This is a genomic window from uncultured Microscilla sp. (assembly GCF_947493425.1).
GTDB lineage: Bacteria > Bacteroidota > Bacteroidia > Cytophagales > Microscillaceae > Microscilla.
In genome coordinates this window covers 1-14,480 of record NZ_CANLRP010000201.1, presented here as the reverse complement: position 1 = coordinate 14,480, position 14,480 = coordinate 1, and the positions used below count along the sequence as shown (strand labels likewise).

At 40.9% G+C, this 14,480-nt stretch carries 14 protein-coding genes; 2 read left to right on the top strand and 12 right to left on the bottom strand.

The genetic code is table 11. From position 1 onward, the window contains the following. From Q0954_RS29240 to Q0954_RS29190, 11 genes are all read right to left on the bottom strand, one after another. A partial coding sequence (locus Q0954_RS29240; protein ID WP_299463856.1) for an Ada metal-binding domain-containing protein occupies window positions 1–329 on the bottom strand: 329 nt, incomplete at its 3' end. 366 nt (window positions 330–695) lie between these two features. After that, window positions 696–2,354, bottom strand: coding sequence for a DNA repair protein RecN (gene recN, locus Q0954_RS29235; RefSeq protein WP_299463853.1), 1,659 nt, complete (start codon window positions 2,352–2,354; stop codon window positions 696–698). A 69-nt stretch (window positions 2,355–2,423) separates the two neighbouring features. After that, on the bottom strand, window positions 2,424–2,651 hold the full coding sequence (locus tag Q0954_RS29230; protein WP_299463850.1) for a hypothetical protein: 228 nt from the start codon (window positions 2,649–2,651) through the stop codon (window positions 2,424–2,426). 165 nt (window positions 2,652–2,816) lie between these two features. Continuing rightward, window positions 2,817–3,929, bottom strand: coding sequence for a hypothetical protein (locus Q0954_RS29225; protein WP_299463847.1), 1,113 nt, complete (start codon window positions 3,927–3,929; stop codon window positions 2,817–2,819). Window positions 3,930–4,182: 253 nt separating this feature from the next. Then, window positions 4,183–5,088 carry a DUF4835 family protein gene (locus Q0954_RS29220; RefSeq protein WP_299463844.1) on the bottom strand — a complete coding sequence of 302 codons (906 nt, stop codon included), beginning with the start codon at window positions 5,086–5,088 and terminating at the stop codon, window positions 4,183–4,185. A gap of 217 nt (window positions 5,089–5,305) precedes the next feature. Then, window positions 5,306–5,692 carry a hypothetical protein gene (locus tag Q0954_RS29215; RefSeq protein ID WP_299463841.1) on the bottom strand — a complete coding sequence of 129 codons (387 nt, stop codon included), beginning with the start codon at window positions 5,690–5,692 and terminating at the stop codon, window positions 5,306–5,308. A gap of 142 nt (window positions 5,693–5,834) precedes the next feature. Further along, window positions 5,835–8,009, bottom strand: coding sequence for a tetratricopeptide repeat protein (locus Q0954_RS29210; RefSeq protein WP_299463838.1), 2,175 nt, complete (start codon window positions 8,007–8,009; stop codon window positions 5,835–5,837). A 390-nt stretch (window positions 8,010–8,399) separates the two neighbouring features. Continuing rightward, the gene (locus tag Q0954_RS29205) at window positions 8,400–8,717 is read right to left on the bottom strand and encodes a hypothetical protein (protein WP_299463835.1); all 318 of its coding nucleotides are present in this window, start codon (window positions 8,715–8,717) and stop codon (window positions 8,400–8,402) included. 553 nt (window positions 8,718–9,270) lie between these two features. Further along, window positions 9,271–9,768 carry a TlpA disulfide reductase family protein gene (locus Q0954_RS29200; RefSeq protein ID WP_299463832.1) on the bottom strand — a complete coding sequence of 166 codons (498 nt, stop codon included), beginning with the start codon at window positions 9,766–9,768 and terminating at the stop codon, window positions 9,271–9,273. Window positions 9,769–9,865: 97 nt separating this feature from the next. Further along, on the bottom strand, window positions 9,866–11,179 hold the full coding sequence (rimO, locus tag Q0954_RS29195; RefSeq protein ID WP_299463829.1) for a 30S ribosomal protein S12 methylthiotransferase RimO: 1,314 nt from the start codon (window positions 11,177–11,179) through the stop codon (window positions 9,866–9,868). Between the two features lie 75 nt (window positions 11,180–11,254). Then, the gene (locus Q0954_RS29190) at window positions 11,255–11,758 is read right to left on the bottom strand and encodes a carboxypeptidase regulatory-like domain-containing protein (protein WP_299463826.1); all 504 of its coding nucleotides are present in this window, start codon (window positions 11,756–11,758) and stop codon (window positions 11,255–11,257) included. A 202-nt stretch (window positions 11,759–11,960) separates the two neighbouring features. Here Q0954_RS29190 and Q0954_RS29185 point away from each other — a divergent pair, with 202 nt between their 5' ends. Together Q0954_RS29185 and Q0954_RS29180 are read left to right on the top strand one after the other, a co-directional pair. Continuing rightward, complete coding sequence (locus tag Q0954_RS29185; RefSeq protein ID WP_299463823.1) at window positions 11,961–13,121, top strand: AraC family transcriptional regulator; 1,161 nt, start codon at window positions 11,961–11,963, stop codon at window positions 13,119–13,121. A gap of 131 nt (window positions 13,122–13,252) precedes the next feature. Further along, entirely contained in the window at window positions 13,253–14,305 is a 1,053-nt protein-coding gene (locus Q0954_RS29180) for a hypothetical protein (RefSeq protein WP_299463820.1), read from the top strand. Here the strand turns inward: Q0954_RS29180 and Q0954_RS29175 are convergent. Then, window positions 14,259–14,480 (bottom strand): hypothetical protein (locus Q0954_RS29175; RefSeq protein ID WP_299463817.1); only part of this gene is annotated, 222 nt, incomplete at its 5' end. The two genes, Q0954_RS29180 and Q0954_RS29175, sit on opposite strands and share 47 nt — an antisense overlap.

Here is a 14,480-nt window from a genome sequence, read left to right as displayed (position 1 = left end):
AAAAGAACTCGAAAGTTTATTGTCTTTGAAATTTCAGCGAATTTGATTTGCGACTTTTCATCCCGTTCAAAGTATACTTGAGGAGGAGCAGCATGGGCATTTTCGGTGGGTTTGCAAATTTTACAGGGGCGAAAACCATTGTCTAACGCTTCCTTAAATGTGGTATAAAACACTACATTTTCGAGTTTGGGCTTGCGGGCTCTACAAGTGGCTATGCAAAATATGTCGGTTGTTTTGACACCTACATAAAATATTCCGGCAAAATCGGACTTTCGGCCTACCAATGCCTGGTAGTATTTGTTGATAAGTTGTTGATCGGTTACTTGCATAAAAACGGGGGGTTATAAGTAGCAACAGGCAATTAGCTACAAGTAAGGTTGTCTTGCTCATAATACACACATTACATTTGCCTGTGATACTCTTTTAATTGAAGTTGCAAGGTACAAGCGACAAGTCTTGAGATGCCGATGTATATCGGTGCTTCAAGTGCCAGTTATATTTGTACCTGAAATATATAAATAACTGGAAGTTAAGCTTTTACATTTTATATGCTGCAACTTGGGTTAATTAATTAAAATAAATACGCTGCAAAGTACCGAATACCAAAAGCAATTGGCAACCGAAAAATGGACAAGTATTTTTTTAGGAATTGAAAAAAAACCTTTGTTCGCAAATGAACAAAGGTTTTAAGTTTTTTATGAAAGTTCTAACAGCTCTTTGGCGCTTAATATCGCACTTTCTGAAGGAGTAGAGCCGCTAATCATTTGAGCTATTTCCTGGATACGTTCTTTGTCATCGAGTTGCCTTATGCGACTCACCGAACGTTCTGCCGAATGGTCTTTGTATACAAAATAATGATGATTGCCTTTGGCTGCTATCTGATGTAGGTGACTAATGGCAATGATTTGGTGTCCGTGTGCCATTTCTTTGAACATATTACCCATTTTCAGGGCTATTTCGCCCGAAATACCTGTATCTATCTCATCAAAAATAATGGTAGGTAATGATGTTTTACTTGCCATGATATATTTGATAGCCAACATCAGACGCGAAAACTCACCACCTGATGCTACCTTGGCTATTTCTTGTGGTGGAATACCCTTGTTGGCACTGAACAAAAAGCTGATTTCGTCGATGCCATGTACAGTAGGGGTTACTTTGTTGAGTACAATTTGTAGTACTGCGTTGGGCATTCCCAGTTCTACCAATAGCTTTTTGAGATCTTTCTCTATCACAGGGGCTACCTTCTGACGGGTTTTCGACAGTTCCTCTCCTACCTTCATCAAGGCAGTATAAGCAGCCTCTAACTGTGTACTCAATGCCTCAATTTCTTCGTCAAAGTTGAGTACCTTATGCACTTTTTCTTCTAAAGTATGTTGTATCTCCAGCAATTCTTCTACAGAAGCTGCCTGATGTTTTTGTTGCATTTGGTAAATAAAACTCACCCGCTCTTTTACCTCTTCTATGCGTTCTTCGTTGAGGTCAACTACCTCTTCTTCGCGTTCTATTTCATTGTTTAGGTCTTCCAGTTCGATCAAGGCACTATTCATACGCTCATGAATCTCACCTAGCTTGTCGCTTAAGTCACTGACTTGCCCCAAGGCGTTGGTCACAGTGCGCAATTGATCTATAATGGCGGTTTCTTCTACTTTCCCCAACAAACCCAACGCCTCATTGAGCTTGAGTTTGATGTCTTCTGAGCTTTCCAGCAGTTTTAGCTCACCTTCGAGCTTGTCTTGCTCTCCAGCTTGCAAATTGGCTTTTGCCAACTCATCGTACAAAAACTTGTTATAATCTAACTCGTTTTTGTGTTGATTGTACTCCGCTACCAGTTGGTCGTGCTTTTTCTTAATCGTGCGATACTCTTTGTATTTGGCAGTATAGCGCTTCATCAACGTTTGGTTTTCAGCACATACATCTACTATTCTTAATTGAAAAAGATGATCGCTCAAGAGTAAGTTGTCGTGTTGCGAGTGTATGTCTACCAAATGGCGCCCTACCTGCCGCAATGTATCAAGGTTAACGGGAGTATCGTTAATAAAAGCCCTCGATTTACCGCTGGGGGTTATCTCCCGTCGAATGGTGGTTTCTTCTTCATAGTCTATGTCCAGCTCTTCAAACAAGCCATGAAGCTGGTAAGAACCTATCAGAAAAGCTCCTTCTATAATACACTTGCTGTCATGATACAGCAAGGTTTTGGTGTCTGCCCGCTTGCCCATTAGCATACCAATGGCACCCAGTAAAATAGATTTACCAGCACCGGTTTCTCCGGTAATAATATTGAGCGATTGGTGGGGTTTTACCATTAATTGCTCAATCAGGGCATAATTTTTAATCAAAAGGTTCGTCAGCATAATCTCAATGCATTCGGTACAACGATCCGTTTATGGTCTTTTTTGTGTGTACATATTTCAACCACTACCTTAATACAAAGTAGTATGGTCTATAATTATTTCGGCAATGGCTGATTTGTCAATCACGTGTTTGCGATGAATGGTATCTTTTAGGTACAACTTTGATGTGTCATACTTATAAATTGTACCACGAAGAGTCAGGTTATTCTTAAGAATCAGGTTGAGCTCTTTTTGCACCAGTTCGGGCAATTTTGGGTCAATATCACTCTCAAAAATACGTATTTGTCTTTTTCCCATGACTTTATTTACTCATTGCTTATCCGTTCTGAAAGCAAAGTTAATATTCTAAACAAAAAAAAGAGCCGATTGAAGAAAATCTTTGGTTTTTTTGGTGAATTTTCTCATAAAAATAGCAATCACTGCAAATCAATGATCAAAAATTGAGCATTTTCAGCTACCATCTTACTCCATTACTTTATCAACACACTCGTCCATGAGCGCATACATCTTATAATAAATAAAAGGGTAGTGTTGTTTTTTTCTAAAAAAAGGAGTTTGTTGATGAAGTAACCAAAAAGCACCCACATAGTTTTGGGCTAAGAACATTTTTTTTGCCTGGGCATATACTTCGTTGCCTTGAGGTAAATACTCTACCCAAAATTTTTGTTCTTCATACTCTTCTTGCTGAAGTTGGGTAAGAATATGCTCTACCCTTTGCTGTATATGGGGGCTTGGGTAGTGGTTTAAGACTTGCTGCCCCAGGCGTATCACTGTGTCGCGTCGCAGGTTTTGCCAGTTGCGAAACAATGAAGCGTAATCTTTGCCAATAACTGCCTTGCAATGCTTCAAATCTTCCTGACAATGTTGGTTGCCCAGTGCCATAGCACGTTCATAGTCGTTGAAGGCTTTGTAAGGTGCGTCCATTTTATACAACAACAAGTCGGCACGGGCTGCATATCCCACCCCAGTGGCACAAACCATAATACTGGTAGTAAAATCACGCAAAGCATCGTCGTATTCTTCCAGCAACTCATTGGTTTTAGCCCGAAAAAAGAAATATTCGTGTTGTCGGCTATCTCGTATAATGGCACTACTAAAGGCATCTAGCGCCTCATAGCCCCACTCTAGATGGTACAATGCAATGCCATACAGGTAATGTAGTTTTGCCTCACGGTGAAACAGGTGGGTGCCTTGCGACAAAAGGTCATAAGCATCTTCATAACGTCCCTCACCTAACAAGTGGGTGCTGTAATGGTAGTATCCCTCCAGTACTTTGTTGCCACAAATGTTCAAAATTTCCATGAGGGCGTCTTCTTCTCCTATTTCGTCTTTGAGATTGGTATGTGCTTGCCCCAGATAGGTATAAATCATGGGCTCGCAGGGGGTGTCGGTGAGTAGTTGTTTTAAGATCAAGAATAATTTATCGAATTCTCCGTCCATCAACAAGGTAAAAAGTCTGTTTTCGATGCCTGAAAAGGGCAAATCACTTTCATCGTTGGGTGACTGCCAGGCAGTTGCCAAAAATCCGCCACAAACCACCATCAACAGCCAACCTATTGCATATATATCCATCATTGTACGTAATATGAACCAAGGGAATTAATAGAGGTTAAGATAGTGAAAAATTGCAAATAAGGATAGTATGGAGCTAATTTCTTATATTAAGTTTTATGGGGCAATCAAGGAAATTACAGGGCTAACTATTGTTTTTAAGCGATTATCGGACAAGATATTTTTAACGAAGTTCTACAACCAAAGATCAAGGGCAAACGATAAGCCCTACAATGAAAGCAAAAAGCTGATGCTTATCGTTTGCTGTTAAAACTGCCTATTCTATCAACTTTGCATATCTCTGGGTTTTACTTGGGTCAATTTTTACCAAAATGCGGTATACTTGTTGGCGTTGTTCTTTGGGCGAGCGAATAAATATATTAATCAATTCATCTGATTTGGCATCCATAAAGCTACGCATAAGAATGGCTGAAGGCTTTAGGGTATTGATTTGCTCCATTGTTTTCAAGACTTCAAATATTTTCTCACGCGACTTGTCGGGCGTAAACAAAAAACGGTCTAAGCCCTGGCGATGATAAATGTAGATGCCCTCCAGGAAACCCAACATTTGTTGGCTCATGAGGTTTTCTGAGAGCCAGTAACGGTTACGACGGTCTTGATTGGGGCGCCAGCCGGGTTCGGAAGCTGCCTGGGCATTGTTAACTACCTGCAGGGCACGTTCGGCGTATAACTTTCCTCCGTTTTTCTTAAAACTAAAATAGTCCATTGCCAATACAGTATAAGCATAAAAGGCAAGTATAGAGGTAAGGTTGTTATTGTAGGCGTTATCGTTATAAAGCAAGGGTTGCGCCTGGGTATAGGTAAACTGAAAGTTGCGGTCTACATAATTGATCAACACCGATTCATAGTCAGTTTTGAACACTGGACGAACTGCCCTGAGCTGGGCGGTTGCCTGAAAGTTGTTTTGACTGAGCATATTGGTAATATTGATTCGCACATCGCACTCTATTTTTTCGGCTTCTTCAAACTCATCTTCCGACCACTGTTGACCATTCAAAAAAGTATTAATATCTGCTTTCAAGTTATTAAATATCGACTTTTCGGTCACTTGGGTAGTGTTCAGTTGGTTGGTATTTACAGTAACTCTCCAGGAGATTTGTGCTTGTGTGTTGATGATACATACAAACAAGCAGGCAGTGGTATATATAAGGTTTCGTAACATTTTTTATTCAATATTTTTTTTACAGATGATGTTGGTGGCACACCTCGTTAGTATACGGGTTTTACCTCAGCACAATGGAGTTTAGACAGCCGCAAGGTTTTAAGCTGATACTTTGAGCAGTCACTTTTCAAATTTACAAATAATTGGGATTTTTAGCTCATACTGCCCCAAACAAAACCATTGGACAACACAAAAAGCTCACTTTTACAACAATCCCTTATACTAAGCCTATCGCTGCTGCTAACTCCTCTTCAGGCAGGTTGTACACTACCTCATTCAAGGGCTTAAGCATTTGCTGAATGGCTTTGTGTTCGCCCTGAAACACCGCTTTTACTTTGTGCTTGTGACGCATTACTACGGGCATTAGCTTCAATAAACTACCCAAGGGGCTATTTGGTTCGGCTTGTAGGATAAACACTATTTTTTGGGCATTGTTGAGCAGCTTTAGGGCATAGTCTGTAACCATTGCTTCTGAAAAATTATCTAAATCATAGACAAAAAAATCGGGGTAATGCTGGTTAAACCACTCTTTCATAGGCAGCTGATAATCGAAAGATGTATCACGGGTAATTTTAAGTAAAAGGCATACTTTTTCGGGAAACATGTATTTTTGAGTTTGAAGATGAAAGTTTTCACTAATTTATCAAAAGTTCAGGAGTCTTCTTATTCTACCAGCCACGTAAAAATCCTACTTACAAGCGAAAATCTGTAAAACACAAGCACTACTTACGCTAATACTAACAAAGCTATATATGTTTTGAAAAATCGGTTTTGGCACGAAACGACATCCGCTGTTTGTTAAACGGGAAATGTACTCCTACCACTAGCATATCGTCTACTTGAGCGTGGGTATTACCTTCTGGAGTCAGGTGGTTCATCCAGTCTTGAATGGTAAGTTCTATAATTTTGTATTGTTGCTCCATCGGTAGCGGATGAATTTCTTTGAGTAACTCTCTAAACCTGCGCCGCATAAACTTTTTACCCTTTTCGCCTCCAAACTGATCTTGGTAGCCATCTGAAGCCATGTAAATAGTGGTAGGAGTATCCAGCGAAAAAGTATGGGTAGTAAAAGTATGGGCAGCATCGGGTTGCCAACCACCTATAGCCACATTATCGCCTTTGATCTCTTGCAGCTCTCCGTTTTGAAACAACCACAACCAGCTTTTGGCACTGGCATATTTACAAATTCTTTTTTCCATGTCTACCACCATCAGCCCCATATCCATTCCATCACGGTTGGCAATTTCATCCTGACGCAAGGCTTTTCTTACCCCCTCTTGCATGGCCTTCAATATATCGGCTGGTTCGGTCAGGCGACGATCAAAAACGATGTGATTGAGCAATGAATCGCCAATTGCCGACATGAATGCTCCTGGTACTCCGTGCCCGGTACAATCTACTGCTGCCAATACTAACTTTTCGTTTTCGAAACCCTGTAGCAATTTATTGCCTTGAAAATCAGGGGAATCAGCATACAAAGGTTGGGGTTCGGTTTTGGTAAACCAGTAAAAATCGCCACTGACAATGTCACGAGGGCGGTAATAGACAAAGTGTTGAGGCAATGCCTCCTTCATTTCTTCACGGTTGGGCAAAATAGCCTCCTGAATACGTTTGGCGTATTGAATGCTACTTTCTATGTCTTGGTTTTTGAGTAAAATCTGCTCGTTGCGTTCTTCAATCGCATCTCGCTGAGTCAATATTTCTTCTTTCTGCTGATTAATCTCCTCGTTCTTTTCTCTCAAATCGTTGCGTTGTTGTAGCAATATAGCATTGATTCGTTTGCGCCTGCGACTACGGGTATACAAAAACGCCAAACCAATGATTAATACAATGATTACTCCCACCGCAATAGATTGCTTGAGCACCCTTTCGGCTTCGTCGCGGGCATCTTTAGCCTTGAGTAACGCTATTTCCGCTTGTTTTTTTTCCAGCTCATAAGCCGCCTGTAGGTTTGTCAAACGTTTGGTGTTGGCTTCGCTAAAAACTTCATCTTTGGCAAACACATAATAGGTTTGGTATTCATACGCTTTGTCGTACTGTTTCAGGCCTTCATAAATAACCATCAACGACTGGCTCAAATTCATCACCAATGCCTGTGACTCTACCTCTTCGGCCAACTCAAAACCTTGCAAAGCATATTTCAAAGCCTTTTTCAATTCATCAGTCTGCTGGTATACATCGGCTATATAGCCCAAGGTACCCGCCATACTGGTACGGTCGCCTGCTTCCTCTTCTAGCGTAAGTGCTTTGAAATGATACTCCAGCGATTTTTTTATTTGCTTTTCCGCGAAAGCGACCAAACCGAGGTTGTTATAACTAATGGCTACGCCTGCCTTATCGTTCAGCTCTTTTTCTATAGCCAACGACTTGCTGTAGTACTCGCGTGCTTTGTTGTAATCATTGCGTTGATAATAAATACTGCCCAAGTTGTTGAGCACGCTCGCCAAGCCGGTTTTATCCTGGTTTTTTTCGTCTATTTTACGCACCCGCTCATAGTACTTCAGGGCTTCGTTGTAGTTGCCTTGATTGCGGTATATAATGCCTATGTTGTTGAGCACATTGGCTATGCCTGGCTCGTTTTTGAGTTTTTCGAAAATGGTAAGCGATTTCAGGTAGTACTCTAATGCCTGAGGGTAGTTGCCTTGATACTGATACACTACTCCAATGTTTTTCAAGGCAGTGGCTTCGCCTTTACTGTAGCGTTGGCTTTGTGCCAAATCAAGTGCTTGTCGCCCAGTACTGAGGGCTTTCTTGGGGGCAGAGTTACTCAGTTCCCAACACAACTCGTTGAGTATATCCACTTTGGCATTGGCTTTAGCACTTTTCAAGGCAGTTTGCAGGCTGTCTATGCGTTGGTTTTGCGCCCAAACGCCTGTCGTAGAGTAAAATACCAACAATAAAGTGAATACTATTTTTTTCATGGGTGTTTTTGGTAACAAATGGCTATACGTGTCACAACATGGTTAACCGAAAACATTGGTTGAATGGTTGCACCTCGTGATACAACAAGCTCTAAATATAAATTCGAAGCTACCAGTCAATATTGTTCAGTGTATGCTACAGTAACAGGTAATTTTACAACATTTATGGATAGTGTAATGGTCAATGCTCCGCAGTGATTTTAGCCAAAGTTGACTACTGATTACCTTCGGTAAGCTCGCCGTAGCAGAGCTACAAGCTCGGTTTACAAGGCTTAATAAGGTAAACATTTACTCGAATCAGCTACGGACTATGGACTAAATACTATGGACTATTGATGGTGTAACCACTATAGCATTGCTCAACATACGTACAAAAAAGTAGCCGAAGCTTTATTTATTGGTTTTTTTTCGAGGTTGAGTATGCAAGCGGTTGCGCTGGGGCTTAAAAAAAGAGGAAGAAGGAAAATGATCGTGAAAACCTGCCAAATCCTGAAAAGGGGCAATCAGTTCAGGAAAGTTGATATGGCGGGTATGACGCGACTCAGTAGAAAGGCAATAATCACTAAGATTAAACTTTTGTAATACGGCTCGTTTTTGGGCATAGTTTGCCTTGCGTTGCCCTTGCCAGGGAAACACAAACATTGCGAATACCACTACTACTTGTACGGCGATGAAAGCAAGAAAGAAACGGGTCTTTTTTGGGTTCATTTCTCTAAGTTGTTTAACAGTTAATGCTTTGCTCATTGTGAGATAGTTCCCTGCCAAGGGAGGCAGAGAACTAGTACCTTATCCTCTAAGTAAATGCACTATTTATTTTGGATGAGATTTGTTCTCTGACGAACTTCAAAAATTGAGCAGAGTTAGTTTACAATTCCGATGCATATCGCATTGGTCAGGGCTTAAAATTCCGCCTGTAAAAACCAGCTTCAAGTTGTGTTGAATCACAATTTTTATGGAATCGCTCAAAACTCTTTGCTCGTTTTTATGCCACTTTTTACGAATATTAGCCCCAGTGGGGCGAAACCTTGGTAGAAAAAATAAACGAAACGGGACACGGCTCCGTAGGAGTTGCGCCTAAAAGAGTCGTTTTTGATGATTTTGACGGTATTTTAAGTGTTCGTAAAATTAAGCTTTGACGCATGCGATGCATATCGGAACCGGAGCTATGCGATATTTTTTAAGTAAAGTCAGGGTGCGAATATCGCCAAAATAATGTATCAGGTATTTAGAGGTTGAGGTACTAGTGCATTATTTTCCAGGTTTATCCTTTTTTATGCTGCTGAATTACCACCTCTACTTGTTTTTTGTCGATAATAGGCCCTACTATGGTACGAATCACTTTGCCTTCGGGCGAAATAAATATATTGGTAGGGTAAGCATCTACCTGATAAATCTGCTCGCTTACAGCCTGTATATCACCCAACATAGGAAAGCTTAGACTAAATTTTTCTTTGAATTTTTTAGAGGCTTCCAGTTTTTCGCCCACATTAATTGCCACCAGTTCAAAGTCTTTGCCCTTCATTTGGCTATAGTAGTCTTCTATTTTTGGAAAGTCTTTGCGACACGAACGGCAAGAGGTTGTCCAGAAATGAAGCAATACATATTTGCCTTTAAAATCGGCAAGGCTTTGTTTTTTGCCTTCTATGTTTTCAAAAGTAAACGCAGGGGCCGTTTTTCCTTTCAAACCTTGACGGCTACCACAAGCTGCTAGTGTAGCAGCAAATAATGTAAAAATGAATAGTTGTTGTAATTTTTTCATTGTTTCGCTATTTAAAAATTGCAGGCTTTGGCAAATCGCCTGCAATTAAGTTATACCAAACTGGCTTCTTGTTGCTTGAATCGTTTAGCTGATGCGACTACTGCACCAATTCTCCGTACAAGTCAAACTCAGTGGCATTGATAATTTTGATAGGCGCAAATTCGCCCACAGGCAAATAGGTATTTTCGGCAGAAATCAATACCTCGTTGTCTACTTCTGGCGAATCAGACTCAGTACGCCCTATAAAATACCCCCCTTCTTTGCGGTCTATCATCACCTTGAGGGTTTTGCCTACCTTTTGTTGGTTCAGTTCGGCTGAAATCTCTTGTTGCAATGCCATTACCTGTCCGGCGCGGTCTTCTTTTATCTCTTCGGGCACATCGTCTTTCATGGTAAACGAGTGGGTATTGTCTTCGTGTGAGTAGGTAAAAATGCCCAAACGGTCAAACCTTGACTTTTCTACAAAAGTATACATTTCTTCAAAATCGGCTTCTGTTTCGCCAGGGTGTCCGGCTATCAGGGTAGTTCTTAGGGCTATTTCGGGCACCTTCTGACGGATCGTGTCAATCAATTGCTCGGTTTTTTCGCGGGTAATGCCTCGACGCATCAACTTAAGTACATTAGACGATCCATGCTGCAAAGGCATGTCTAAATAGTTACAAACATTGGGGTATTGCTTGATAGCATCCAGAATGTCTAACGGAAAGCCCGCCGGGTAAGCATACTGTAGACGAATCCACTCTATGCCTTCTACATCGGCAAGGCGCGCCATAAGCTCTGCAAGGTTGCGTTTTTTATAGAGGTCTAAGCCATAATAGGTCAAGTCCTGGGCAATCAATATCAATTCTTTTGTCCCGTTTTTTGCCATTGTTTGCGCCGACTTTACCAACTCTTCCATGGGGTGCGATACGTGTTTGCCCCGCATAATAGGAATGGCACAAAACGAACAGGGACGATCACAACCTTCGGCTATTTTCATGTAGGCATAATGACGCGGGGTAGTAGTAAGGCGCTCACCTACCAACTCGTGTTTGTAATCTGCCTTAAATTTTTTGAGTAATAAAGGTAAATCACGGGTACCAAAAAAGGCGTCTACTGTAGTAATTTCTTTTTCTAAATCGTCTTTGTAACGTTGCGACAAGCACCCAGTGACGTATAGTTTATCAATCAAACCCTGCTCTTTGGCGTCGGCATATTGCAAAATGGTATCTATAGACTCCTGTTTGGCGTTTTCGATAAACCCACAAGTATTTACGATTACTACGTTTGCCTCGTCGTTTTGGGCTTCGTGGGTCACTGCTATGTCATTGCCCCGTAGTTGAGTCAGAATGTTCTCTGAGTCTACCAGGTTTTTAGAACATCCCAGGGTTACTATATTTACTTTAGTTGATGTGTTTCCTTTTGTCTTCATCTATATAAAAAATAATCGACAGTTCTACAGTCGACAGGTCATGGCGGTAAGCGCTTCTGTTTGGCTACCTGAAACTTAATAAGCCGCCTTATAATTAATGTTTATGTTAACTTCGGTAATATTGTTACTTTTCACCTCTACTGGGTGCACATTGCCTTTACCGTCAAATATATTGGCAAACAGCCCGTCTTTTTCAAGGGTAAATATTGAGTATTTACCCGGAGCAAGGGACAATTGAAAACACCCGTCTTTGTCTGCCGTTGTTTTTGCCAAGGGCGCAGTAGCAGGTTTTTGGTACAAACCATCGCTTTTGTTCAATTCGTTGGTTTGCATCAATGGATATACCCATACCTCGCGCGGTACTGGATTGCCACCTAAATCTTTTTTTTCTTTTATTTTCTCTTTTTTAACCAGACCGGGCATTTGGTTGCCTCCCACCCAAAACACCCTGCCATAAATGCCCTGAGTGATTTTAACTGCGCAGTTGCTTACGCGGCTGGCGTTATTGCGAGGGCTACAACCCACCAAAGCAATGGTGAGTGTAAGCCATAAACCCATTACTACAATTGTATGTTTCATAAAAGGTGTTGTTTGGTGACGCAAAGATAGGGGTTTTTGGGGAAAGTTGTGGAGTGTGTAGGTTTTATGCTTTGAACAAAATAAACCACCCATTTTTGGCTTATCCAACTTAGTCAATAGTATTCGCTAAAAACTGGGGGTAAATGGCCTGTAGAGTCAAATAAATCGCTTATTTTGAGGGCAAAAAACTATCTTATATCCAATGTCCCACTTGCTCACACATTTCTTATTTTTTTGCGCCTATTCGGGGGTAAGCATTGTGCTGTTTTTGTTGCTATTGCTGAGCAAAACCTGGCGCAGGCAACGCGCTCATCAAATACTGGCAGCCATTTTATTTATTTTTTTGCTGGTGGTGCTCTTGTACATCAGCATACCGCTGGGGTCGGCTATAGTCCAGGCAATTTTGCTACCTTTAGGGCTTGCCATACCTTATGCACTAGGGCCTTTGCTCTATTTTTACATCAGGCTCACTTACCAGCCTCAGCTTCAGTTACGTAAGATCTTTTGGCATCATATGCTGCCTTTCTTTATTGTCTTTACTTTAGCCAGCTTGCCTCTCAGCTGGTGGTTTTATATTTCTCCCAAAGCGTTGAGCCAATACCCTTTTATTGTATCAATAGCTATTATGGGTATGTTATTGATGAGCTACTATTTTTACCACTGTGCACTATTGCTCAAACGTTTTCAGCGCTTGGTCAAGCACAACTACTCTACACTCTCTAAAGTAGATTTGCACTGGTTGAATATTTGGGTCAAAGGATTGATTCTTTTTGCTGTACTCGACACATTGACTGGAGGGCTGGTAGCGATGTTTCCCTGGCTTGAGTATATTATTTATATAAATGCCTTGTATTTGGTAGGGCTTATCTGGTACATTGGTTATTTTGGTCTAAAGCAAACTGAAGTGTTTTTAAGCGAAATGTCTACACCTGCTTCTACCGATGTTTCGTCAGGTTTAACGCAAAAACCTGTTATCCAACAAAAAGCGCAACACAATGCTACACCGACCCAAAAGCAACAGCAATTGCACGACCTTATTTTGCAAGAAGCATTGTATAAAGATGAGGAGGTTTCTTTGTATAAAATAGCCAAAAAAATGGGGATAAGTGACAAACAATTGTCACGATTGATCAACCAAGAAATGGATACTAACTTTTACGAGTATATCAACAGCTTTAGGGTAGAGGCTTTCAAAAAAAGGGTGCAAAACGGTGACGCCGAACACCTTACGCTACTCGCCCTTGCCTATGAGTCTGGGTTTAATTCTAAGGCTACATTTAACCGGATATTTAAGCAGCAAACTGGGCTTACTCCCAGCCAATTTAAGAAACAGGCTGAGGCTCATTCAAAAAAAACAAGCTAATCACTCAATCTTAATCACATCATTTACAAGTACTTAACCCAAAACAAAGTCTCATTACTTCCAATGAGTCGCTTGCCAGGTAAGTCTTCATTTTATTTGCCCTTATTCATTATTTACAAACTATAACACTTATGGTATTACATACAAGATTCAGGGCAATTTTACTCACCAGTTTGTTGTCCATTGTTTTGGTGATAGCCTTGGTTTTATCCGGAACATCGTGGCTTGCCTTGCACCAAGACCTCGCCACAGGCATTACTTACGACTTGGTATTGCTGACTCCATTGCTTTACTTTTTATTGATCAAACCAACCCAAATCCCTACTACTACGGTGGTGCCTTTTTTTGGACTTATGCTATTAGTTGCCACTTATGTATTGCCTGCTCACCGCCAACAACACCTGGCGCTCATCAAACAGTTTATTTTACCAATAGTAGAGCTTACTGTACTGACCTTTGTCATTTATAAAATAAGAAAAGTAAGGAAACACTATAAACATAATATTGCAAACTCTTACGATTTTTTCACTGCGCTTAAAACTGCCCTTACTGAGTTGTTTCCTCCCAGAGCAAGCGAAATAATAGCAGTAGAATTTGGGGTAATTTATTATGGTTTTGTTGCCTGGAGAAAACGACCTCTCAAGACTAATGAGTTTAGTTATCACCGCAAAAGCGGCACTGTGTTGTTGCTGGGAGTATTTGCTTTTATGGTAGTGGTAGAAGCATTTGTATTGCATATTTTGCTGGAACAATGGAGCATAATAGCAGCTTGGATATTGACTGGACTCAGCATTTATTCGCTGCTTCAAATCATAGGCTTTGCACGTTCATTGGGCAAACGCCCAAGTGTTATTTGCCCAGACGAACTCAGATTGAACTATGGCATTTTATCAGAAACCACCATTAGCTTGGCTGAGATAGCAAGCATACAAACACTACCTCAAACCCATAAAATAACCTACAACCACGAGGTGAGAAGTTTGTCGCCATTGGGCGAAATGGAAAAACCCAATGTAATGATTCGTCTTCATAACAAGGGCGAACTAACTACCTTATACGGATTTAGGCGCTCTTATCACACACTGTATTTGTACCTGGATACGCCCCAAGAGTTTGTCAACCAAGTAAATGCTTGCCTTACAAACAAAGACCATACACCACCTTTTCATTTCTTTGCGCGATAATCAATTTTTGCTCTTCTCCCCTACAAGCCACCTGTTTTACAATCAATTCAGGTGGCTTTTGGTTTTTACTATTTTTTTTATGTAGGCAAAAGCCTTGGTTGTACTCTACCCGACGGTTTTGATAAAAAAAGGAAAAGGTTGCATATTGTGCTTGCGACACATCAATATCACCTTT

What these genes read in the sequence shown, in the direction of transcription:
- Q0954_RS29200 (WP_299463832.1), bottom strand. Translation starts at nt 9,768, where the DNA reads ATGAAAAAATTACAACAACTATTCATTTTTACATTATTTGCTGCTACA.
- rimO (WP_299463829.1), bottom strand. Translation starts at nt 11,179, where the DNA reads ATGAAGACAAAAGGAAACACATCAACTAAAGTAAATATAGTAACCCTG.
- Q0954_RS29185 (WP_299463823.1), top strand. Translation starts at nt 11,961, where the DNA reads ATGTCCCACTTGCTCACACATTTCTTATTTTTTTGCGCCTATTCGGGG.
- Q0954_RS29205 (WP_299463835.1), bottom strand. Translation starts at nt 8,717, where the DNA reads ATGAACCCAAAAAAGACCCGTTTCTTTCTTGCTTTCATCGCCGTACAA.
- Q0954_RS29190 (WP_299463826.1), bottom strand. Translation starts at nt 11,758, where the DNA reads ATGAAACATACAATTGTAGTAATGGGTTTATGGCTTACACTCACCATT.
- recN (WP_299463853.1), bottom strand. Translation starts at nt 2,354, where the DNA reads ATGCTGACGAACCTTTTGATTAAAAATTATGCCCTGATTGAGCAATTA.
- Q0954_RS29220 (WP_299463844.1), bottom strand. Translation starts at nt 5,088, where the DNA reads ATGTTACGAAACCTTATATATACCACTGCCTGCTTGTTTGTATGTATC.
- Q0954_RS29225 (WP_299463847.1), bottom strand. Translation starts at nt 3,929, where the DNA reads ATGATGGATATATATGCAATAGGTTGGCTGTTGATGGTGGTTTGTGGC.
- Q0954_RS29210 (WP_299463838.1), bottom strand. Translation starts at nt 8,009, where the DNA reads ATGAAAAAAATAGTATTCACTTTATTGTTGGTATTTTACTCTACGACA.
- Q0954_RS29180 (WP_299463820.1), top strand. Translation starts at nt 13,253, where the DNA reads ATGGTATTACATACAAGATTCAGGGCAATTTTACTCACCAGTTTGTTG.
- Q0954_RS29215 (WP_299463841.1), bottom strand. Translation starts at nt 5,692, where the DNA reads ATGTTTCCCGAAAAAGTATGCCTTTTACTTAAAATTACCCGTGATACA.
- Q0954_RS29230 (WP_299463850.1), bottom strand. Translation starts at nt 2,651, where the DNA reads ATGGGAAAAAGACAAATACGTATTTTTGAGAGTGATATTGACCCAAAA.